The organism is Candidatus Regiella endosymbiont of Tuberolachnus salignus (assembly GCF_964020115.1).
GTDB classification, from domain to species: domain Bacteria; phylum Pseudomonadota; class Gammaproteobacteria; order Enterobacterales; family Enterobacteriaceae; genus Regiella; species Regiella insecticola.
The window spans coordinates 1,741,161-1,761,542 of record NZ_OZ026542.1 but is presented as its reverse complement, the minus strand read 5'-3'; the positions used below and the strand labels follow the sequence as shown (position 1 = coordinate 1,761,542).

Genomic DNA, 20,382 nt, shown 5'->3' with positions numbered 1-20,382 from the left:
ATCGCATTGTAACACTGCTGTTAACTTATAGGTAGAAAAACAAACATCCTGTTGTTGAGCAGCTTACTCGATTCATTATTCACTTATGAGATCGCTTTTTTTATGATCGCAACAAGAGTCCAAGATTTAGTCTTTGACAGTGGACGGCATTCACGGATCGTTACTATATCACCGATACTACATTGATTTTCTTCGTCATGTGCATGCAGCTTCGTCGTACGTTTTATGAATTTACCATAAATTGGATGTTTCACTATTCGCTCTATGGTAACAACAATGGATTTCTCCATTTTGTTACTGACTACGTGCCCTTGCATAGTACGGATTTTTTTACTCATTTACACACCTGCTTTTCTGTCAGTAAAGTCTTAACGCGTGCAACCTCTCGACGGACTTTTTTAAACAAATCAGATCGTTGGTGCTGACCTGTAGCCGCATGCATGCGCATGTTAAATTGCTCACGTAGCAGGTCGAGCAGTTTAGCTTTCAGCTCTTCAACGTTTTTTTCACGCAGCTCTTGTGCTCTCATTACATCACCGTTTTAGTTACAAAGGTGGTTTTTACCGGTAGCTTGGCTTTCGCTAAATCAAATGCTGCCCGGGCGGTTTCTTCGGAAACACCATTCATTTCAAACAACATTTTTCCTGGTTGAATTAGGGCAACCCAATATTCTACGTTGCCTTTACCTTTACCCATTCGTACTTCTAGTGGTTTTTGGGTGATAGGCTTGTCTGGAAATACACAAGTCCAAATTTGACCTTGACGCTTAATTCCACGTGCCAGCGCCCGACGGGCTGCTTCAATTTGACGAGCAGTCAAACGACCGCGCTCATAAGCTTTCAAGCCAAAATCACCAAAGTTAACTTTTGCACCTATGGTTACACCACGATTGCGGCCTTTCTGCATTTTACGAAACTTTGTACGCTTTGGCTGTAACATCAGCGAGTCTCCTTTTTATTGCTTTTACGCTGCTGCCGTTTTTCTTGTTGCCGCTCTTCTTTAGGTCGAGAAGTATTCAAATCTGCCGTTTTTTTTACTTCGTGCATTAAACCTAGAATCTCGCCTTTAAAGATCCATACCTTAACACCAATAACGCCGTACGTGGTATGTGCTTCAGAGAGGCTGTAATCAATATCCGCACGCAAAGTATGCAAGGGGACACGACCTTCACGATACCATTCAGTACGTGCAATTTCAGCACCACCAAGGCGGCCACTGACGTTAATTCTGATACCTTTAGCGCCAGATCGCATAGCGTTTTGTACGGCACGTTTCATTGCACGACGGAACATGACACGACGCTCTAATTGTGAAGCGACACTATCAGCGACTAATTTTGCGTCGAGTTCAGGCTTACGAATTTCTTGAATATTAATCTGTGAAGGTACAGCAGCAATATCAGCTACTTTCTTCCGTAACTCTTCTACGTCTTCACCTCTTTTCCCGATAACGATGCCAGGTCGAGCGGTATAAATAGTTACACGGATGCTCTTTGCTGGGCGCTCGATAACGATACGAGAAACAGATGCCTTGTCTAACTTCTCCATCAAAACCTGACGAATTTTCTTATCGCCGGCTAAATTGTCAGCAAATTCTTTGTCATTAACAGCATACCAGGTAGAGTCCCAATCTTTAACAATACCTAGCCTAAAGCCGTTAGGATTTACTTTTTGACCCATTGCTAGTCTCCAGAGTCTCAGCTATTTTATCAGACACGATCACAGTAATGTGGCTGGTACGCTTTAGGATACGATCAGCGCGGCCTTTTGCACGAGGCATAGTCCTTTTCATGCTAGGACCCGCGTCTACGAAAATTTTTGCAACTTTCAAATCATCTATGTCAGAGCCATCGTTGTGTTCTGCATTAGCAATAGCAGACTGCAGCACTTTCTTAACCAAAGCACTTGCCTTTTTATTGGTATAAGTCAGAATATTCAGAGCTTGCGCTACTGGTTTACCACGAACCAGATCTGCCACAAGACGCACCTTCTGAGCAGAAGAATGAGCGTGGCGATGTTGAGCGATAGTTTCCATCTCTTCCTCCTACCTTAACGTTTTTTAACCTTTTTATCGGCCACATGGCCACGATAAGTACGGGTCGATGCAAATTCTCCTAATTTGTGACCGATCATTTCTTCGGAAACAAACACGGGAACATGCTGGCGACCATTATGGATAGCGATAGTCAAATTTTCCATTTGTGGAATGATCATTGAACGACGGGACCAAGTTTTAATTGGCTTTTTATCTCCGCTTTCCAACGCCTTCTCTACCTTCTTCAGCAAGTGATGGTCTATAAAAGGACCTTTCTTGAGAGAACGTGGCATGGCTTATCCTCTAATATATAGTTATTTTTTACTACGGTGACGTACGATGAATTTATCAGTACGTTTGTTATTCCGCGTTTTTTTACCTTTGGTTTGAACTCCCCAAGGTGTTACTGGGTGTTTACCAAAATTACGACCTTCACCACCACCGTGAGGGTGATCGACTGGGTTCATCGCCGTACCACGGACAGTGGGACGGATACCGCGCCAACGACTCGCACCTGCTTTTCCCAAAACACGTAACATATGTTCGGCATTTCCTATTTCACCTATAGTAGCGCGACAATCAGCCAAAATTTTACGCATTTCACCAGAACGTAGACGCAGGGTAACATAGGCATCTTCACGAGCAACAATTTGAACGTAAGCACCAGCAGAACGTGCCAATTGGCCACCTTTACCTGGTTTCATCTCTATGTTGTGTACTGTTGTACCCACTGGTATGTGGATCATCGGTAGACAGTTTCCATTTTTTATAGGAGCGTCAACACCTGATTGGATGGAATCACCTGACTTTAGCCCTTTTGGCGCTAATATATAACGGCGTTCACCATCTCGATATAAAATTAACGCAATATTGGCAGAACGGTTTGGATCGTACTCCAGGCGTTCAACCACAGCTGGGATATCGTCTTTACTACGTTTAAAATCCACTAGACGATAATGTTGTTTATGTCCACCACCGATATGACGGGTAGTAATACGACCGTTATTGTTACGGCCACCGCTTTTGCTTAATTTTTTAAGCAGCGGGGCATATGGCTTACCCTTGTGTAGCTCAGAGTTCACCACTTTAACAACGTGACGACGACCCGGAGATGTAGGTTTACATTTAACAAGTAGTACCATTGTTTGCTCTCCTTCGACTTACTCTGTGCTGCCGCTGAGATCCAGCGTATGGCCTTCTTCCAAGGTAATGTAAGCTTTTTTCCAGTCACTACGACGACCAACATGCTTACCATGACGCGTCGCCTTACCTTTTACTAGCAAGGTGTTTACGTTTTTGACTTTGACTTCGAATAATTTACTCACCGCGTCTTTAATTTCTGCTTTAGTCGCATCTTTCATGACTTTAAACACGCAAGTGTTGTGCTTCTCCATCACTAGAGTCGCTTTTTCCGATACCTGTGGTTTACACAGTACTTTTAGCAGACGTTCTTCACGGATCATGTCAACATCTCCTCAATTTGCTGTACTGCATCAGTAGTCATAACCACTTTGTCAAAAGCGATCAGGCTGACGGGATCGATACCTGCAACATCAAGAACGTCAACTTTATACAAATTACGAGCGGCTAAGAACAGATTATCAGCGACTTCTTTAGTTACGATCAACACATCTTCCAGAGCCATTTCTTTCAGTTTCTGCAGTAATAGCTTAGTCTTAGGTGCTTCTACAGAAAAATCTTTGACGACGATTAGACGATCCTGGCGTACCAACTCAGACAGAATACTTTTTAATGCACCACGGTACATCTTTTTATTAACTTTTTGACTGTGATCCTGAGGCTTAGCGGCAAAAGTTACACCACCGGAACGCCAGATTGGACTCTTTACAGAACCAGCCCGTGCACGGCCAGTACCTTTTTGACGCCAAGGTTTTTTACCGGAGCCTGTCACCTCAGCACGCGTTTTTTGAGCACGAGTACCTTGACGAGCGCCTGCTGCGTAAGCAACAACCACCTGATGTACTAGCGCCTCATTGAACACACGCCCGAAGGTAGTTTCAGAAACCGTCAGCACACCTTGCGTGTCTTTTATTGCCAATTCCATTCTATCTCCTCGACGCTACGCCTTGACAGCAGGTTTAACGATCAGGTTACCACCGGTTGCTCCCGGTACAGCACCTTTGACCAGCAGTAAGTTGCGCTCAGCATCAACACGCACTACATCTAAACTTTGAACGGTTACACGTTCATCACCCAGGTGACCTGCCATTTTTTTGCCTTTAAATACTTTTCCCGGCGTCTGATTCTGACCGATAGAACCCGGTGCACGGTGAGACAAAGAGTTACCGTGGGTGGCATCTTGAGTACGGAAGTTCCAGCGCTTTACTACCCCTGCAAAACCTTTACCTTTCGATGTTCCAGTAACGTCAACTTTTTTAACATCGGCGAAAATTTCAACGGTTATTTCTTCGCCACGCGAAAATTTTTGGGCTTCTGCTATCCGAAATTCCCACAACCCACGGCCAGCCATTACCGGTGTTTTATTTTGTAATATTTTCTTTTCTATATTTATTTTTTCAGGATTATCCCGGTCTGGTTTTTGTTCACGGGTAGTCTTAGTTCCCAAAAAATGGCCTGCTGAGGCTTTATTAATTGCGTGTCTGTTAAAAACTTTAACTTCAACTTCTTCCTTTTTGTTTTTCCGGATATCCTTACACCTGATTTTTTTAGTACCAGTAGTGACTTGAATAGCAGAATAACCATCTGTATCCAAGGTCTTAACCTCAGTCACTCTGTTTGCTTCAATTTCGATAACAGTGACTGGGATTGAAACACCTTCTTCTGTGAAGATACGTGTCATACCCAATTTTTTACCGATTAAACCCATTTCATTTTTACTAGTCATTGTTTCAACCCCTAATCGTTCAATGACCTGATTAACCCAGGCTGATCTGCACATCGACACCGGCAGCCAGATCCAGACGCATCAGAGCATCAACGGTTTTCTCGGTTGGCTCAACGATGTCAATCAGACGCTTATGAGTAAGAATTTCATACTGATCACGGGCGTCTTTATTGACGTGTGGAGAAATCAGGATGGTAAAACGCTCTTTGCGGGTCGGCAGCGGAATAGGACCCCGAACTTGCGCACCAGTACCCTTTGCCGTTCGGACAATTTCATCGGTGGATCGATCAATCAAGAGATGATCAAACGCTTTTAGACGAATACGGATTCTTTGCTTCTGCATTAGACCAGAGCTCCAATTATTTATAAAAGCAACAGACTGCTGCTTAATCCATTTCAACCAATGGGAGTAAGTACAGTCGTTCAACATATAACTCCCCTATTGGGAGTGTTGTTTCGGCACCTAAAATAGCGTACCCGCTGACAGGCTAGCCTTATAACCTGACCTACAGATATTCGGCAGGCCAGCGGGATTATACGTAAATCAAGGTAGGAAGCAAGACAGTGTTAAGGATCTACTAAGAAACTTGCTAAAATAAATTAGAATAGGCGTTAAAAATGGCAAAAAGGGCGTTATGCTTGCCCTTTTTGTTTATGCCTTACTCGATAATTTTAGTCACTACACCTGCGCCCACAGTCTTGCCACCTTCACGAATGGAAAACTTTAAGCTTTCGTCCATCGCGATGGGGGAAATTAAGGTAACCGTTAGTTTTATTTTGTCACCTGGCATGACCATTTCAATCCCTTCTGGCAACTTGATGCTACCGGTTACATCCGTGGTGCGGAAGTAAAACTGAGGGCGGTAATTACTAAAGAAAGCTGTATGACGACCACCTTCGTCTTTGGTTAAAATATAAACCTCTGCTTCAAATTTAGTGTGAGGGGTAATACTTTTTGGCTTACATAAAACCTGACCGCGTTCGATCTCTTCACGTTTGGTTCCACGGAGCAAAATACCTACGTTTTCACCAGCACGGCCTTCATCTAGTAGTTTGCGGAACATTTCAACACCGGTACAGGTAGTCTTAGTTGTAGATTTAATACCGACAATTTCCACTTCTTCACCGACTTTGATAATCCCCTTTTCTACACGACCGGTTACTACAGTGCCACGGCCAGAAATAGAGAAGACATCTTCAATAGGTAACAAAAATGGCTGATCAATAGCACGCTCTGGTTCAGGGATGTAGTTATCTAAGGCTTCAGCAAGTTCGATGATTTTCTCTTCCCACTCTGCTTCTTTACCTTCTAGTGCTCTTAGCGCTGAGCCTTTAATCACCGGGGTATCATCACCAGGAAAACCATACTCAGTCAGCAAATCACGAACTTCCATTTCAACCAATTCTAACAATTCTTGATCGTCAACCATGTCGCATTTATTCATAAATACGATCATGTAAGGAACGCCGACTTGACGGCCTAACAAGATGTGTTCACGTGTTTGCGGCATGGGACCATCAGTTGCGGCAACAACCAAAATTGCCCCATCCATTTGAGCGGCACCGGTGATCATGTTTTTCACGTAATCGGCATGCCCTGGGCAGTCAACATGTGCATAATGGCGTTTTTCCGTGTCATATTCAACATGAGAGGTATTGATAGTAATTCCGCGTGCTTTTTCTTCCGGCGCGTTATCTATCTGATCAAATGCCTTTGCACTACCGCCATACTTTTTGGCCAATACGGTAGTAATGGCAGCGGTTAAGGTTGTTTTACCATGATCAACGTGACCAATGGTACCTACATTAATATGCGGTTTTGTACGTTCAAATTTTTCTTTAGACACAATTATATTCCTCAGTCTGATGCTTTTTGTAAATTCAAAGAAGCACTAATCTAAATTTTAGCTCCGTAAATTTATTTTTTACGAGCTTCGATAACGACCTGAGCGACGTTAGGCGGCGCTTCTTGGTACTTCAGAAATTCCATAGAATAAGAGGCACGCCCCTGACTCTGAGAACGCAGATCTGTAGCATAACCGAACATTTCAGACAACGGAACCTGAGCACGAATCGTTTTACCGGTCGCGGTATCTTCCATACCTTCGATCATACCACGACGACGGTTCAAATCACCGATAACATCACCCATATACTCTTCTGGTGTTTCAACTTCAACTTGCATGATGGGTTCTAACAATGCGGGCTTGGCTTTCATGAAGGCTTCTTTGAAGGCTACAGAACCCGCAATTTTAAACGCCAGTTCAGAGGAGTCAACGTCATGAAAGGATCCGTCAAATAAGGTAACTTTTATATCAACAATCGGATATCCCGCCAAAACACCATTTTTCAGTTGTTCTTGGATACCTTTATCTACCGCGGGGATGTATTCTTTCGGAATAACACCACCTTTGATTGCATCAACAAATTCATAACCCGCCCCACCAGGCTCCAAAGGTTCAATACGTAACCATACATGACCAAATTGACCACGGCCACCAGACTGTTTAACGTGTTTGCCTTCTTGTTCGACAGTGGATCGAATCGTTTCACGGTAAGCAACCTGAGGTTTACCTACATTAGCTTCTACATTAAATTCACGGCGCATCCGATCACATAAGATATCGAGGTGCAGTTCACCCATACCTGCCATGATGGTTTGACCGGATTCTTCGTCAGTGGAAACACGAAATGAAGGGTCTTCTTTTGCCAGGCGACTCAAAGCAATACTCATTTTTTCTTGATCAGCTTTGGTTTTAGGCTCTACAGCAACAGAGATGACGGGTTCCGGAAATTCCATCCGTTCTAAGATTATCTGCTTATTTTTATCGCAAAGTGTTTCGCCGGTGGTGACATCTTTCAAGCCAACAGCCGCAGCAATATCACCCGCATAAACTTCTTTAATTTCTTCCCGCTTGTTAGCATGCATTTGTACAATGCGACCAAGGCGTTCCTTTTTTCCTTTTACTGGATTAAATATCTCCTCACCAGACTTAACCTTCCCAGAATAAACACGGAAGAAAGTCAGGCTGCCAACAAAAGGATCATTGGCAATCTTGAAGGCCAGCGCAGAAAAGGGCTCGTCATCGTTGGCATGACGTTCGGCAGGGGTATCCTTCCCATCATTCAAGATACCATTAATGGCGGCCACATCCGTTGGTGCTGGAAGATATTCAACTACGGCATCCAACATGGCCTGCACGCCTTTATTTTTAAAGGCAGAACCACAGGTTACTAGGATGATTTCATTGTTTAAGACCCGCTGACGTAAACCCTGCTTGATTTCTTTTTCAGTTAGCTCTTCACCATTGAGATATTTGTTCATTAACTCTTCTGATGCTTCAGCCGCTTCTTCGATCACATGGAGGCGACGATCATTGGCCTGTTCACTCATATTCGTCGGGATATCTTCGTATTCGAACGTCACCCCTTGATCTGTTTCATTCCATTTAATTGCCTTCATTTTGACAAGATCGATCACACCGGTGAAGTTTTCTTCCTTGCCGATTGGCAACTGAATTTCTACAGGGCGTGCCGCTAGGCGTGATTCGAGTTGTTTAACGACTTTTTGGAAATCTGCCCCCATACGATCCATCTTGTTTACAAACGCGATGCGGGGCACTTTATATTTGTTCGCTTGACGCCATACGGTTTCAGATTGTGGTTGAACACCACCCACCGCGCAGTAAACCATTACTGCACCATCAAGAACACGCATAGAACGTTCTACTTCGATAGTAAAATCAACGTGTCCTGGGGTGTCAATGATATTGATACGATGGGGTTGAAACTGTTTAGCCATACCAGACCAAAAACAGGTTGTCGCAGCAGAAGTAATAGTGATACCTCGTTCCTGCTCCTGTTCCATCCAGTCCATAGTTGCTGCGCCTTCGTGAACCTCACCAATTTTATGGTTAACACCGGTGTAGAATAAAACACGTTCAGTGGTGGTGGTTTTACCGGCGTCGATATGAGCACTGATACCGATGTTACGATAGCGCTCAATGGGTGTTTGACGAGCCATTTTGTTTATCTCCTAGAGCGTTCAATTTATCCCATGCGAGGGCTGTTTTCTGCCTGCTGCATGGGGAAATATCATAAATGACACTGCTCTTAATCATTACCAGCGGTAGTGAGCGAACGCTTTGTTAGCTTCCGCCATACGATGAACATCTTCACGTTTTTTAACAGCAGAGCCTTTGTTTTCTAGCGCGTCAAACAATTCATGCGCCAAGCGTACAGCCATTGATTTATCACTGCGTTTACGAGCAGCATCAACGAGCCAACGCATTGCCAGTGCATTACGGCGAACCGGACGAACTTCAACGGGCACCTGATAAGTGGAACCACCTACCCGCCGGGATTTAACTTCTACCGTCGGACGTACGTTGTTAAGTGAGATTTCGAAAGCGTCCAAAGGCGCTTTAGCAGAGCGCTTGGCTAATTCTTCCAAGGCACTGTAGACAATAGCTTCGGCAGTAGATTTTTTACCGTCTACCATTAAAATATTAACAAATTTGGCCAGTAGCTCAGATCCAAATTTAGGATCGGGCAAAATTTTACGTTGACCAATAACACGACGACGTGGCATGGAAATAACTCCGTTGTTAATTCAGGGGTGTCCAAAACTCGATGAGTTTATTTTGACATTAAATAGTTTGGCCTTACTTAACGAAGTAATCATTAAGCCTTTGGCTTCTTCACACCATATTTGGAGCGAGCTTGTTTACGATCTTTAACGCCAGAGCAGTCGAGCGCTCCACGGACAGTGTGGTAACGTACACCGGGTAAATCTTTAACACGACCTCCGCGGATCAAAATCACCGAGTGCTCTTGCAAGTTATGTCCTTCACCACCAATATAAGAGGTGACTTCAAAACCGTTAGTTAAACGTACCCGGCATACTTTACGTAGTGCCGAGTTGGGTTTTTTCGGTGTAGTAGTGTATACCCTGGTACAGACACCACGTTTTTGCGGGCAAGAAGCCAACGCAGGAACGTTGCTTTTTGCAGCCCTCTTGCGGCGAGGCTTACGAACCAGCTGGTTAATCGTTGTCATTATAAAAAACTCCTAGCTCTTTGCTATGTAAACGGTGATAAATCTGTCCAATATTAAACTATTTGTATAACTTACTGCGTGGCATCAATTCTACGTTATGCGGTGCTTAGCATCTTCATTCAAGAAGATTTGGGACAGGCTCTAAGCGGTTGCTGCGCGCCGGGTGCCTTAACTTTACGCCCCGCCCTACGGTTTTGCAGGCAGTCTTTCGTACCGCTAGTAAAATATAGGGACGCGGAATTCTATGGCTGACTATACAAGGAGTCAAGAAATATACAACAATAGAACCGTTGACAGAAGTATTAAAGAGCCATGTTAAAGCGTTATATACCCTTCGCCTTTGAGGCCGCCGCGTTGTTGGCTGTGGGTATTCGCCTCATCAGGTAGTCTATCTACGCTCATCGGCCTCACAGCCTGGCCGCCTAGCGGTAACTTCAAGGACGAAGGGTATAGCGTCGGGATCACCAGGCAAAGTGTTGATGATGCTTTACAGTTAAGTCAACAAAACCAGCATAGTCGATTACGGTAACAATTTCTGATATTTTTTCGTTCAAACCCCGTGCCGATAAGTCATCTTTTAACGCAAATAGATTTTTCGATTGACTCAATAGGTTGTTAAATATCTCACTGTCTTTTATTACTGCCGTTACGCCATCTTGTAAAAATAAGATGTCATCTTTTGGGGTCACTAATGCTAATAAATAAGATAAATCGCTTTGGTAAGGAGAGCGGCTAACAGTGTATAACATGTTGATATCCCAGATACCTTGGTTATACCCTTCGCCTTTCAAGTTACGGCGGCGTTGTCTGCGGGTGCTCGCCGAATCACGTAGTATGTCTACGCTCATCGGTCGGTCGCCCTTGCCGCCTTGCCGTAACTCGAAATTCATTGGGTATAGACCTCAAAATGTCAGTACCGTATCGTATTGCTTTAAGTTATCGCGTACATCGGCTAAAGGAAGTATTTCTACGGTAAGGAGCCAGTTATTAGTTTTGCTTAATCCACGCTGTTGGAGTGACCTTTCACATAGATAACATTTTTTTACCTCATACAAAGTCAGAAGATTAAAGGTGGCAATATAATTTCGCGCCAAAATTTTTTCTGGCTGTTGCTGAGATAAAAGCTGTAATACACCGTCTGCAATAAAAAAAACGCCAATATTTTCATTTTTAGTAAAGGCCAAGGTGGCAAGCAAAGCGTCTAATCCCTCTCTGCCCGCTGCAGAGCCATGTGGAGCTTGAGTAAAAACAAAAGCTACAGATTTACTGGCGTTTTTTATCATGGGTTTACTCAATATTTTGGATCTGTTCACGCATCTGCTCAATTAACACTTTAAGTTGAATGGCAGCGTTAGTGACATCAGTGTTGATTGATTTCGAGGCCAAGGTGTTTGACTCACGATTAAATTCTTGCATCATAAAATCAAGCTGCCGGCCCACAGCTTCCTTTTTGTTTAAAATATGGCGTGTTTCTTTTATGTGGGAGTCTAAACGCTCCAGCTCTTCGGCAACATCAATGCGTTGAGCAATGAGTAAAAGTTCTTGTTCCAGGCGCGTATTTTCCAGTTGGATTTTTGCTTCGTCTAATTTGCTTAATAATCGTTCACGTTGCCATTGTAAAATAGCAGGCATATGAATCCGTATGTTAGCGATTTCTTTATTCATGCCTTCAAGACGATGTTCAATCATTTTTTTCAATGCCTCGCCTTCTATTTTACGAGACTGGATAAAATCATCTAATACGAGCTCTAAAGCTGGCATCAACTCATCACTAATAACGTCTAGATCTTGCTCTTCTGCTACCATCACGCCAGGCCAACGTAAGATATCAAGCGGATTGATTTCACCTTCATCACTTTTCCTTTTGACCCATCTAGCGGCCTCTACTAGCTGTTCGGCTAATTTTTCGTTGAGGATAAGCGGTTTTTGCGCATTGCCATCCGATTGAAAATGCAAATTACATTCTACTTTTCCGCGCGTCAAACGGCTTCGAAGGTGCGTTCGGATACGTGGCTCTAGGCCACGAAAGGGTTCTGGCAAACGAAGAGAGGTATCTAAATAGCGGTGATTAACGGAACGAAGTTCCCAGAAAGCGCTGCCCCATTCGCCTTTAATATCGCGCCTAGCGTACGCTGTCATGCTGCGGATCATGATTATGTTGACCTATCCTAAAAGAGAAAGATTATAGTCTTACTGCTTCGGTGAGGATAGGTATATCATCACTTAGGCTCTATAATGCCTCTCCATATCGATTGAAACTGGAGAAAATCCATGCGTTTAGCAGGCCGAGCAGCTGAGCAAGTCCGCCCTTTAACCCTAACCCGTCATTATACAAAGTACGCTGAAGGTTCAGTGTTGGTTGAATTTGGTGACACTAAGGTCTTGTGTACCGCGACGATAGAAGAAGGGATCCCGCGTTTTCTCAAAGGTAAAGGGCAAGGCTGGATCACCGCTGAATATGGCATGCTCCCTCGTTCTACTCATAGCCGTAATGCCCGGGAGGCGGCGAAGGGGAAACAAGGGGGGCGTACATTAGAAATTCAGCGTTTGATCGCGCGTTCGCTCAGGGCGGCTGTTGATCTGCAAAAACTCGGTGAGCACACTATCACTATTGATTGTGATGTGTTGCAAGCTGATGGGGGCACCCGTACTGCCGCGATCAGCGGTGCCAGTGTGGCATTGGCTGATGCGTTGGAAAAAGCGGTGCTCAAAAAGAAGTTGAAAAAAAATCCGATGAAAGGATTGGTTGCGGCGATTTCGGTCGGTATCGTCAAAAATGAAGCCTTAGGTGATCTGGAATATTTGTGTGATCTGGAATATACCGAGGACGCTAATGCTGAAACTGATATGAATGTCGTGATGATGGAAGATTATCAGATGATTGAAGTACAGGGAACCGCAGAAGGCAAACCATTCAGTCATGAACAATTGTTAACATTATTGGCATTGGCACGTGGCGGTATAGGGACTATTTTTCAAGCCCAAAAAGCCGCTTTAGCGATAAATTCCTGTCTTTAATATACCCAATGAATTTCGAGTTACGGCAAGGCGGCAATCAATCGAATCCCAGGAGTGTACAAGTAGTACATGACAGAGGATGAGAGATCGCTGCCAACGCCGCCGTAGCTTGAAAGGCGAAGGGTATAGAGCCTATTCAAATCTCCTTGAGCGATGCTCAATTGAGGAAAAAACCGATGAAAGATTATCAACGTGATTTTATTAAATTTGCCATCGATAAACAGGTTTTAACCTTTGGCGAGTTCACATTAAAGTCTGGGCGAGTGAGCCCCTATTTTTTTAATGCCGGGCGGTTTAATACAGGTAGAGATCTCGCAAAATTAGGCCGTTTCTATGCCGCCGCATTAATGGCGGCTGGTATTGAATTTGACCTCTTATTCGGTCCTGCTTACAAAGGCATTCCTATTGTTACCACCACCGCTGTCGCTTTGGCTAATCATCATGATAAAGACATTCCTTACTGTTTTAATCGTAAGGAGGCTAAAAATCATGGTGAAAAAGGCATGTTAGTCGGCAGCCCGTTACAAGGGCGCGTTATATTGGTCGATGATGTCATCACTGCGGGGACAGCCATTCGTGAATCGATGGGCATCATTAATGCGCAAGGCGCCTCATTAGCCGGTGTGATGATTGCATTAGACCGACAAGAACGCGGCGATCAGGCAATTTCTGCGGTTCAAGAAGTTGAGCAATGCTATCAGTGTAAAGTCTTTTCTATTGTGACGCTTAGTGACGTAATCACTTATTTAACAAATTTGGAAGAAGAAGAGCCTAAGTGGGTTAAACAATTGAACGCGATGAATGAATATCACAGAGATTATGGTATTAAATTTTAACTCGATTTCCTCTTTAATAGGCATAGAAATAGCCTATCGGTGAGATAGGCTTTTTCTACAGTAAAACGAGTGATTAAATTAAACGCTGTAGTACATCTCAAATTCAAGCGGATGAGGCGTCATGCGAATACGTTCCACTTCTACTTGATGCAAAGCAATATAAGCATCGATAGTCTCATCGTCTAAAATATTACCGCGCTTCAAGAACTGACGATCTCCATCTAATGCCATGAGCGCTTCTTCTAGAGAACTGGCTACCTTTGGAATTTTCTGTGTTTCTTCAAACGGCAAATGATATAAATCTTTGTCCATCGCCACACCGGGATCAATTTTATTGATAATGCCATCCAACCCTGCCATCAGCTGAGCGGTAAAAGCCAAATACGGATTGGCGGCTGGATCGGGAAAACGAACTTCAATGCGACGAGCCTTTGGATTAGAGACGAGCGGAATACGAATAGAAGCAGAGCGATTAGCCGTCGAATAAGCCAACATGACCGGCGCTTCGTAACCAGGTACCAGACGTTTATAAGAATTGGTCGTTGGATTCGTAAATGCGTTGATGGCTTTAGCATGTTTGATAATACCGCCAATATAAAATAGCGCTATTTCGGACAGACCGCCGTATTTATCGCCGGAGAATAAATTTTCGCCATTTTTTAACAAAGACATATGGCAGTGCATGCCTGACCCATTATCACCAAACATAGGCTTTGGCATGAAAGTGGCCGTTTTACCAAAATTATGAGCAACATTGTGCACGACATATTTATAAATTTGGATTTCATCGGCTTTTTTCGTCAGGGTATTAAAGCGAGTGGCTACCTCATTCTGACCTGCCGTCGCGACTTCGTGGTGATGCGCTTCAATGATTAGCCCCATGTCTTCCATCGTTAAGCACATGGTAGAACGTAAATCTTGTGAAGAATCAATGGGAGGAACGGGAAAATAACCCCCTTTTACCGCAGGGCGATGACCTTTGTTGCCGCCTTCATATTTCGTACTCGAATTCCATGCCCCCTCAATATCGTCTATGGAAACGTGACAACCTGAAATGCTGCTGCCAAAGCGAACATCATCAAAAAGAAAAAATTCAGGCTCGGGTCCGAAGAATACCTGGTCAGCGACGCCGGATGCTTTTAAATAAGCTTCGGCCTGTTTAGCAATAGAACGTGGATCACGCGCATAACCTTGTCGAGTATCGGGTTCGAGGACATCACAACGAATCAGTAAAGTGGTGTCTTCGAAAAAGGGATCCAGTACTGCTGTGTCGGTGTCTGGCATTAGCAGCATGTCAGATTGGTTGATTGGCTTCCAGCCAGCAATAGAAGAGCCATCAAACATTTTGCCTTCTTTAAAGAAATCAGCATTGATCTGACTAGAAGGAAGAGTGACGTGCTGTTCTTTTCCTTTGGTATCAGTGAAACGTAAATCGACAAACTTCACTTCATGATTTTTCAGCATCGTCATAACGTCTTCAACGGACATACTTATCATCTCCTGGGGTTATCATCGTATTTCTCCTCGACCAGCCTGTAATATTCAGTCTTAAAATATACTATACCCTTCGTCTTTCAAGTTACGGCTTTGTTGTCTGCGGGTGCTCGCCGAATCACGCAGTATGTCTACGCTCATCGGTCGGTCGCCCTTGCCGCCTTGCCGTAACTCGAAATTCATTGGGTATAACGCGTAATTAACTGATTAAAAGGTTTAACCACTTGTTTAGTCCCTAGCTTAATGCGTGTACAATGCGCTATTTGTAAATGCTTGAGGCAAAAGCTGTGACTGAAAATTTACGTAACATCGCCATTATCGCACACGTTGACCATGGAAAAACCACCCTGGTTGATAAATTGCTACAACAGTCTGGTACCTTTGATGCGCGCGTTGAAGCAACAGAGCGTGTCATGGATTCCAACGATCTGGAAAAAGAACGCGGGATCACTATTCTGGCAAAAAATACGGCCATTAAGTGGAAAGATTACCGTATTAACATTGTCGATACCCCGGGGCATGCCGATTTTGGCGGCGAAGTTGAGCGTGTATTGTCGATGGTTGACTCGGTGCTGCTGGTGGTCGATGCGCTGGATGGCCCAATGCCACAGACACGTTTTGTGACGCAAAAGGCGTTTTCGCATGGTTTGAATCCCATCGTGGTGATCAATAAAGTGGATCGCCCTGGGGCGCGACCGGATTGGGTGCTTGATCAGGTATTTGATTTGTTTGACAAGTTAGGTGCTACTGATAAACAACTCGAGTTTCCGGTTATTTATGCATCGGCATTGCTAGGGATCGCAGGTATTGAACATGAAAAAATGGCGACTGATATGACGCCATTGTATCAAACTATTGTTGATAAGGTCGCAGCCCCACAGGTTGAAGCTAATGGCACATTACAGATGCAGATCTCCCAGTTGGATTACAATAGCTATGTTGGTGTTATCGGTATCGGGCGCATCAAACGCGGTACGGTTAAACCTAATCAACAAGTGAGTATTATTGATAGTGAAGGTAAAACCCGTAATGGCAAAGTGGGTAAAGTATTCAGCCATCTGGGCTTGGAACGTATTGAAACCACCTTGGCGGAAGCCGGTGATATCATTGCTATTACGGGTCTTGACGAATTGCATATCTCAGATACCATTTGTGATGTTAATGCGGTTGAAGCGCTCCCCGCCCTTTCTGTTGATGAACCTACTGTTAACATGTACTTCTGTGTTAATACTTCGCCATTTTGTGGTAAAGAAGGTAAATATGTTACCTCACGTCAGATATTAGAGCGCCTGAAAAAAGAATTGGTACATAATGTCGCGTTGCGGGTAGAAGAGACGGAGGATGCTGATGCCTTCCGTGTCTCCGGTCGTGGTGAACTTCATTTGTCAGTATTGATTGAAAATATGCGCCGTGAAGGGTTTGAACTGGCGGTATCGCGCCCTAAAGTGATCTATCGTGAAGTGGACGGCCGCGTTCAAGAGCCTGTTGAAAACGTCACCTTGGATATTGAAGAACAACATCAAGGTGCGGTTATGCAAGCCTTGGGTGGGCGTAAAGGCGATGTTAAGGATATGGCTCCTGACGGCAAAGGGCGTGTCCGTTTAGATTATGAGATCCCAAGCCGAGGCCTGATTGGTTTTCGGACTGAATTTATGACCCTGACATCAGGTACCGGGTTACTTTACTCAACCTTCAGCCATTATGATGATGTAAAGCCGGGGGAAATCGGTCAGCGTCAGAATGGTGTGCTAATTTCTAACGGTCAGGGTAAAGCGGTTGCTTTTGCCTTATTTAGTTTACAAGATCGAGGAAAACTGTGTTTAGGTCACGGAGCAGAAGTCTATGAAGGCCAAATAATCGGTATTCATTCTCGTTCTAATGATTTGACTGTTAACTGTTTGACCGGTAAAAAATTAACCAATATGCGTGCATCAGGTACGGATGAAGCGACTACGCTGGTTCCCCCCATCAAAATGTCGTTGGAACAAGCATTAGAGTTTATCGATGATGACGAATTGGTAGAAATAACGCCACTCTCTATCCGCATTCGTAAACGCCATCTCACAGAAAATGATCGTAAGCGTGCTACTCGAGGTCGCAAAGAGATATAATTTTTTATTAGACTTTTTGCAAAACCGTCGTTCACGTTATACCCACATCCCTTGAAGTTGCTGCTAGGCGGCCAAGGCGTGAGACCGATGAGCGTAGACGTACTACGTGATTCGGCGAACGCCCGCAGCCAACACGCGGCGGCTTCAAAGGCGAAGGTTATACAAGAGATTTCGAGACTGGGAGATGGGTTTTATGTACCACCTACGTGTACCCACAACAGAACAAGAAATAAAAGATTATTACCAATTTCGTTGGGAAATGTTGCGTAAACCATTACATCAACCTAAGGGATCGGAAAAAGATGCTTATGATGCCTTTGCCCATCATCAGATGGTGGTCGATAGGCGAGGTAAACCCGTTGCTATAGGGCGGCTTTATATTAATGCTGATAATGAAGCCTCTATCCGTTTTCTGGCAGTAGATCCCACCCTGCGCGCTAAAGGGTTCGGTACCTTAGTGGCGATGACGTTAGAATCGGTTGCCCGCCAAGAGGGCGTAAAACGTGTTGTTTGCAGTGCTCGTGAAGACACTGTGGGATTTTTTGCTAAATTAGGTTTTGTCAGTCAAGGAGAGATGACGGCGTCTCAAACAACCCCAATACGTCATTTTTTGATGATTAAACCGGTGGCGACGATGGACGATATTCTGCATCGCCCTGATTGGTGTACTCAACTTCAGCAAGCTTGGTATGACAATATTCCTCTGAGTGAAAAAATGGGGATACGTATCAGCCAATATACCGGACAGAGTTTTGTTACCACCATGCCTGAAGCAGGAAACCAAAATCCACATCAGATCTTGTTTGCCGGAAGCTTATTTTCACTCGCCACACTGACCGGCTGGGGATTGATTTGGTTATTGTTGCGGGAACGTAATCTAGGGGGAGCTATTATTCTTGCCGATTCTCATGTGCGTTATAGCAAGCCGATTACCGGCAGACCAAAAGCGGTTGCGGATTTAAGCTCTTTTTGTGGTGATCTTGATCGTTTAGCACGGGGATGTAAGGCTAGAGTGCAGTTAGAGGTTAATTTGTTCAGTGATAATAAAGAAAATCTAAATAATAAAGGGGCTTTATTCTCAGGAACCTATATGGTTACAGCAGGATCTAAGAATTAAAGAGTGTGAGGATTAAAAGGTGTTTTAATGAACAGCACAACCCAACAAAAATCGTTACTCACACAGGCCATGAATTTGTGTAAACAACGAAAAGCCAACCTAACCCCACAGCGATTAGAAGTGTTGCGTTTAATAGTACAACAACAAAGGGCGATCAGCGCCTATGACTTGTTGGATAAACTACGGATCGCAAAGCCGCAAGCTAAACCCCCTACCGTTTATCGTGCGTTAGATTTTTTGCTAGCACAGGGCTTGATCCACCGTGTCGAATCCACTAACAGTTACGTGCTTTGCCACCATTTTTTAGAGCCTGCTCACACCTCGGTATTATTTATTTGTGATTGCTGTGGTTCAGTTATCGAACACCCCACCACTGACATTAAGCAGATACTGCTCGAGCTAGCTAAACAGGACGGATTTGTATTGCGTCATAGTGTGGTTGAGGTGGATGGATTATGTTCTAGCTGTGCCGATCATCGCATGGTGACGAATTCTTCAGCAGCGGTGGGGTGAATAGCCACAGTATTATCGAAATCCTTTTTAGTTGCTCCCATTTTTATCGCCACGGCAAACCCTTGTAAGATTTCATCCATCCCGTAGCCAATACCGTGCAGCCCGACGATTTTTTCATCATTTCCTATGCAAACCAGTTTCATGCAACAGGGTTGACGATGCTGAGTCACCGCACTGTACATCGCAGTAAAAGAAGATTGATAAACCTTAACCATCTCCTCACCAAATTTTTCTTTCGCTTCGGGTTCAGTCAAACCTAGGGTACCAATCGGTGGGTGGCTAAAGACGACGGTGGGAATATGGGTGTAATCGAGATGTTCGTTGGGTTTATTGTTGAATAAACGTTCAGAAAGACGGCGACCTGCCGCAACGGCAACGGGGGTTAATTCCACTGCGCCGGTATTATCCCCCACGGCGTAAATGCCTTTAACGTTAGTATTTTGGTATTGATCAACCTCGATATAGCCTTTGTCGTTTGTTTTTACGCCACAGGCCGATAAGTTGAGATTATCTGTCATGGGCTTGCGGCCGATGGCCCAAATCAGTTGATCAACAGTGACGTCTTGGCCATTTGTTAACTGTAGCGTTAAACTCCCATCGGCATTTTTAATCACCGCTTTGGCTGTCGATTCTGTGTGCAGTTGAGGTCCTTCGCTTTTCATTACTTGTATTAAGGTTTCAACAATGAGTGGATCAAAATGCCGCAAAGGGGCGTTTTGACGTACCAACAGATGGGTTTCAACACCTAATGCATTTAATACGCCGGCGATTTCTACCGCAATATAGCCAGCACCGACTACGGCTACCCGTTTGGGCATTTGATCCAATGCAAAAAAACCATCAGAATCGATGCCATATTCAGCACCAACAATATCAGGACGATGGGGATAGCCACCCGTAGCGATCAAAATATGGTCGGCGGTAATTTGTTCACCATTCACGGCAATCGTATGTGTATCAACAAAATGCGCCGAACCTTTAATCACATCCACATGATTTTTGCTTAAAACTTTGTCATAAGATTGATGAATACGATCAATATAAGCACTTCGGTTTTCGATCAATGTTTGCCAATTAAACGCATTATTTGTCATGGTAAAACCGTAATCAGGCGCATATAAGCGAACAGCATCAGCAATTTGAGCGGCATGCCACATGATTTTTTTTGGCACGCAGCCAACATTGACGCAGGTTCCTCCCAACTGTTTGGCTTCAATCAATGCGCATTTTTTGCCATAGCTGGCGGCTCGATTTATAGAAGCGATACCACCACTGCCGCCACCAATAGCTAAGTAATCATAATGTTTGTTCATTCGCATAGGCTCTTAGTTAAAT

The 20,382-nt window shown here is 44.2% G+C and carries 27 protein-coding genes; 5 read left to right on the top strand and 22 right to left on the bottom strand.

Annotated elements, in window-relative coordinates; all coding sequences use genetic code 11:
* Nucleotides 1-83: 83 nt before the first annotated feature.
* The 19 genes from rpsQ to AACL30_RS08915 all read right to left on the bottom strand — a co-directional run bounded on the left by rpsQ (nucleotide 84) and on the right by AACL30_RS08915 (nucleotide 12,109).
* Nucleotides 84-338: a 30S ribosomal protein S17 gene (gene rpsQ, locus AACL30_RS09005; protein ID WP_339056405.1), complete on the bottom strand. Its 255-nt coding sequence runs from the start codon at nucleotides 336-338 to the stop codon at nucleotides 84-86.
* Nucleotides 335-529, bottom strand: a complete 195-nt coding sequence (gene rpmC, locus AACL30_RS09000; RefSeq protein ID WP_339056404.1) for a 50S ribosomal protein L29 — start codon at nucleotides 527-529, stop codon at nucleotides 335-337. Before rpmC ends, rpsQ begins: the two co-directional genes overlap by 4 nt.
* A complete protein-coding gene (gene rplP, locus AACL30_RS08995) occupies nucleotides 529-939 on the bottom strand; it encodes a 50S ribosomal protein L16 (protein WP_339056403.1) in 411 nt (136 codons plus the stop codon). The genes rpmC and rplP overlap by 1 nt, the downstream gene beginning before the upstream one ends.
* A complete protein-coding gene (gene rpsC, locus AACL30_RS08990; protein WP_339056402.1) occupies nucleotides 939-1,679 on the bottom strand; it encodes a 30S ribosomal protein S3 in 741 nt (246 codons plus the stop codon). The genes rplP and rpsC overlap by 1 nt, the downstream gene beginning before the upstream one ends.
* Nucleotides 1,657-2,034: a 50S ribosomal protein L22 gene (rplV, locus tag AACL30_RS08985; protein ID WP_339056401.1), complete on the bottom strand. Its 378-nt coding sequence runs from the start codon at nucleotides 2,032-2,034 to the stop codon at nucleotides 1,657-1,659. The genes rpsC and rplV overlap by 23 nt, the downstream gene beginning before the upstream one ends.
* Nucleotides 2,035-2,048: 14 nt before the next feature.
* On the bottom strand, nucleotides 2,049-2,327 hold the full coding sequence (gene rpsS / locus AACL30_RS08980) for a 30S ribosomal protein S19 (RefSeq protein WP_339056400.1): 279 nt from the start codon (nucleotides 2,325-2,327) through the stop codon (nucleotides 2,049-2,051).
* 21 nt (nucleotides 2,328-2,348) lie between these two features.
* Complete coding sequence (gene rplB, locus AACL30_RS08975) at nucleotides 2,349-3,176, bottom strand: 50S ribosomal protein L2 (RefSeq protein WP_339056399.1); 828 nt, start codon at nucleotides 3,174-3,176, stop codon at nucleotides 2,349-2,351.
* Between the two features lie 18 nt (nucleotides 3,177-3,194).
* On the bottom strand, nucleotides 3,195-3,497 hold the full coding sequence (gene rplW / locus AACL30_RS08970; RefSeq protein ID WP_339056398.1) for a 50S ribosomal protein L23: 303 nt from the start codon (nucleotides 3,495-3,497) through the stop codon (nucleotides 3,195-3,197).
* A complete protein-coding gene (rplD, locus tag AACL30_RS08965; RefSeq protein ID WP_339056397.1) occupies nucleotides 3,494-4,099 on the bottom strand; it encodes a 50S ribosomal protein L4 in 606 nt (201 codons plus the stop codon). Before rplD ends, rplW begins: the two co-directional genes overlap by 4 nt.
* A gap of 15 nt (nucleotides 4,100-4,114) precedes the next feature.
* On the bottom strand, nucleotides 4,115-4,900 hold the full coding sequence (rplC, locus tag AACL30_RS08960) for a 50S ribosomal protein L3 (RefSeq protein WP_422389539.1): 786 nt from the start codon (nucleotides 4,898-4,900) through the stop codon (nucleotides 4,115-4,117).
* A 31-nt stretch (nucleotides 4,901-4,931) separates the two neighbouring features.
* The gene (rpsJ, locus tag AACL30_RS08955; RefSeq protein ID WP_339058434.1) at nucleotides 4,932-5,243 is read right to left on the bottom strand and encodes a 30S ribosomal protein S10; all 312 of its coding nucleotides are present in this window, start codon (nucleotides 5,241-5,243) and stop codon (nucleotides 4,932-4,934) included.
* 316 nt (nucleotides 5,244-5,559) lie between these two features.
* Entirely contained in the window at nucleotides 5,560-6,747 is a 1,188-nt protein-coding gene (gene tuf, locus AACL30_RS08950) for an elongation factor Tu (protein WP_339056396.1), read from the bottom strand.
* A 71-nt stretch (nucleotides 6,748-6,818) separates the two neighbouring features.
* The gene (gene fusA / locus AACL30_RS08945; RefSeq protein WP_339056395.1) at nucleotides 6,819-8,924 is read right to left on the bottom strand and encodes an elongation factor G; all 2,106 of its coding nucleotides are present in this window, start codon (nucleotides 8,922-8,924) and stop codon (nucleotides 6,819-6,821) included.
* 96 nt (nucleotides 8,925-9,020) lie between these two features.
* Complete coding sequence (rpsG, locus tag AACL30_RS08940) at nucleotides 9,021-9,491, bottom strand: 30S ribosomal protein S7 (RefSeq protein WP_006704107.1); 471 nt, start codon at nucleotides 9,489-9,491, stop codon at nucleotides 9,021-9,023.
* Between the two features lie 92 nt (nucleotides 9,492-9,583).
* Complete coding sequence (rpsL, locus tag AACL30_RS08935) at nucleotides 9,584-9,958, bottom strand: 30S ribosomal protein S12 (RefSeq protein ID WP_339056394.1); 375 nt, start codon at nucleotides 9,956-9,958, stop codon at nucleotides 9,584-9,586.
* 315 nt (nucleotides 9,959-10,273) lie between these two features.
* The gene (locus AACL30_RS08930; RefSeq protein ID WP_339056393.1) at nucleotides 10,274-10,423 is read right to left on the bottom strand and encodes a hypothetical protein; all 150 of its coding nucleotides are present in this window, start codon (nucleotides 10,421-10,423) and stop codon (nucleotides 10,274-10,276) included.
* Nucleotides 10,420-10,848, bottom strand: a complete 429-nt coding sequence (gene tusB, locus AACL30_RS08925) for a sulfurtransferase complex subunit TusB (RefSeq protein WP_422389538.1) — start codon at nucleotides 10,846-10,848, stop codon at nucleotides 10,420-10,422. The genes AACL30_RS08930 and tusB overlap by 4 nt, the downstream gene beginning before the upstream one ends.
* A 12-nt stretch (nucleotides 10,849-10,860) precedes the next feature.
* Nucleotides 10,861-11,241, bottom strand: a complete 381-nt coding sequence (tusC, locus tag AACL30_RS08920; protein WP_339056392.1) for a sulfurtransferase complex subunit TusC — start codon at nucleotides 11,239-11,241, stop codon at nucleotides 10,861-10,863.
* A gap of 4 nt (nucleotides 11,242-11,245) precedes the next feature.
* On the bottom strand, nucleotides 11,246-12,109 hold the full coding sequence (locus tag AACL30_RS08915; RefSeq protein WP_339056391.1) for a YicC/YloC family endoribonuclease: 864 nt from the start codon (nucleotides 12,107-12,109) through the stop codon (nucleotides 11,246-11,248).
* A gap of 120 nt (nucleotides 12,110-12,229) precedes the next feature.
* On the opposite strand from AACL30_RS08915, the gene rph reads away from it, so the two are divergent.
* Nucleotides 12,230-12,976: a ribonuclease PH gene (gene rph, locus AACL30_RS08910; RefSeq protein WP_339056390.1), complete on the top strand. Its 747-nt coding sequence runs from the start codon at nucleotides 12,230-12,232 to the stop codon at nucleotides 12,974-12,976.
* A gap of 176 nt (nucleotides 12,977-13,152) precedes the next feature.
* Nucleotides 13,153-13,812 carry an orotate phosphoribosyltransferase gene (pyrE, locus tag AACL30_RS08905; RefSeq protein WP_339056389.1) on the top strand — a complete coding sequence of 220 codons (660 nt, stop codon included), beginning with the start codon at nucleotides 13,153-13,155 and terminating at the stop codon, nucleotides 13,810-13,812.
* Nucleotides 13,813-13,890: 78 nt separating this feature from the next.
* On the opposite strand, the gene glnA is transcribed toward pyrE, so the two are convergent.
* Nucleotides 13,891-15,300, bottom strand: coding sequence for a glutamate--ammonia ligase (glnA, locus tag AACL30_RS08900; protein WP_039906863.1), 1,410 nt, complete (start codon nucleotides 15,298-15,300; stop codon nucleotides 13,891-13,893).
* Nucleotides 15,301-15,360: 60 nt separating this feature from the next.
* Complete coding sequence (locus tag AACL30_RS08895) at nucleotides 15,361-15,489, bottom strand: hypothetical protein (RefSeq protein ID WP_260200041.1); 129 nt, start codon at nucleotides 15,487-15,489, stop codon at nucleotides 15,361-15,363.
* A gap of 104 nt (nucleotides 15,490-15,593) precedes the next feature.
* Between AACL30_RS08895 and typA the strand changes: the two genes are divergently transcribed.
* The 3 genes from typA (at nucleotide 15,594) to zur (ending at nucleotide 19,047) form a co-directional block, all read left to right on the top strand.
* Nucleotides 15,594-17,417, top strand: a complete 1,824-nt coding sequence (gene typA, locus AACL30_RS08890) for a ribosome-dependent GTPase TypA (protein WP_339056388.1) — start codon at nucleotides 15,594-15,596, stop codon at nucleotides 17,415-17,417.
* Between the two features lie 193 nt (nucleotides 17,418-17,610).
* On the top strand, nucleotides 17,611-18,534 hold the full coding sequence (gene fabY, locus AACL30_RS08885) for a fatty acid biosynthesis protein FabY (RefSeq protein WP_339056387.1): 924 nt from the start codon (nucleotides 17,611-17,613) through the stop codon (nucleotides 18,532-18,534).
* A gap of 27 nt (nucleotides 18,535-18,561) precedes the next feature.
* Nucleotides 18,562-19,047, top strand: a complete 486-nt coding sequence (gene zur, locus AACL30_RS08880) for a zinc uptake transcriptional repressor Zur (RefSeq protein WP_006704096.1) — start codon at nucleotides 18,562-18,564, stop codon at nucleotides 19,045-19,047.
* Here zur and gorA read toward each other — a convergent pair.
* A complete protein-coding gene (gene gorA / locus AACL30_RS08875) occupies nucleotides 19,008-20,360 on the bottom strand; it encodes a glutathione-disulfide reductase (protein WP_339056386.1) in 1,353 nt (450 codons plus the stop codon). The two genes, zur and gorA, sit on opposite strands and share 40 nt — an antisense overlap.
* Between the last annotated feature and the right edge of the window lie 22 nt (nucleotides 20,361-20,382).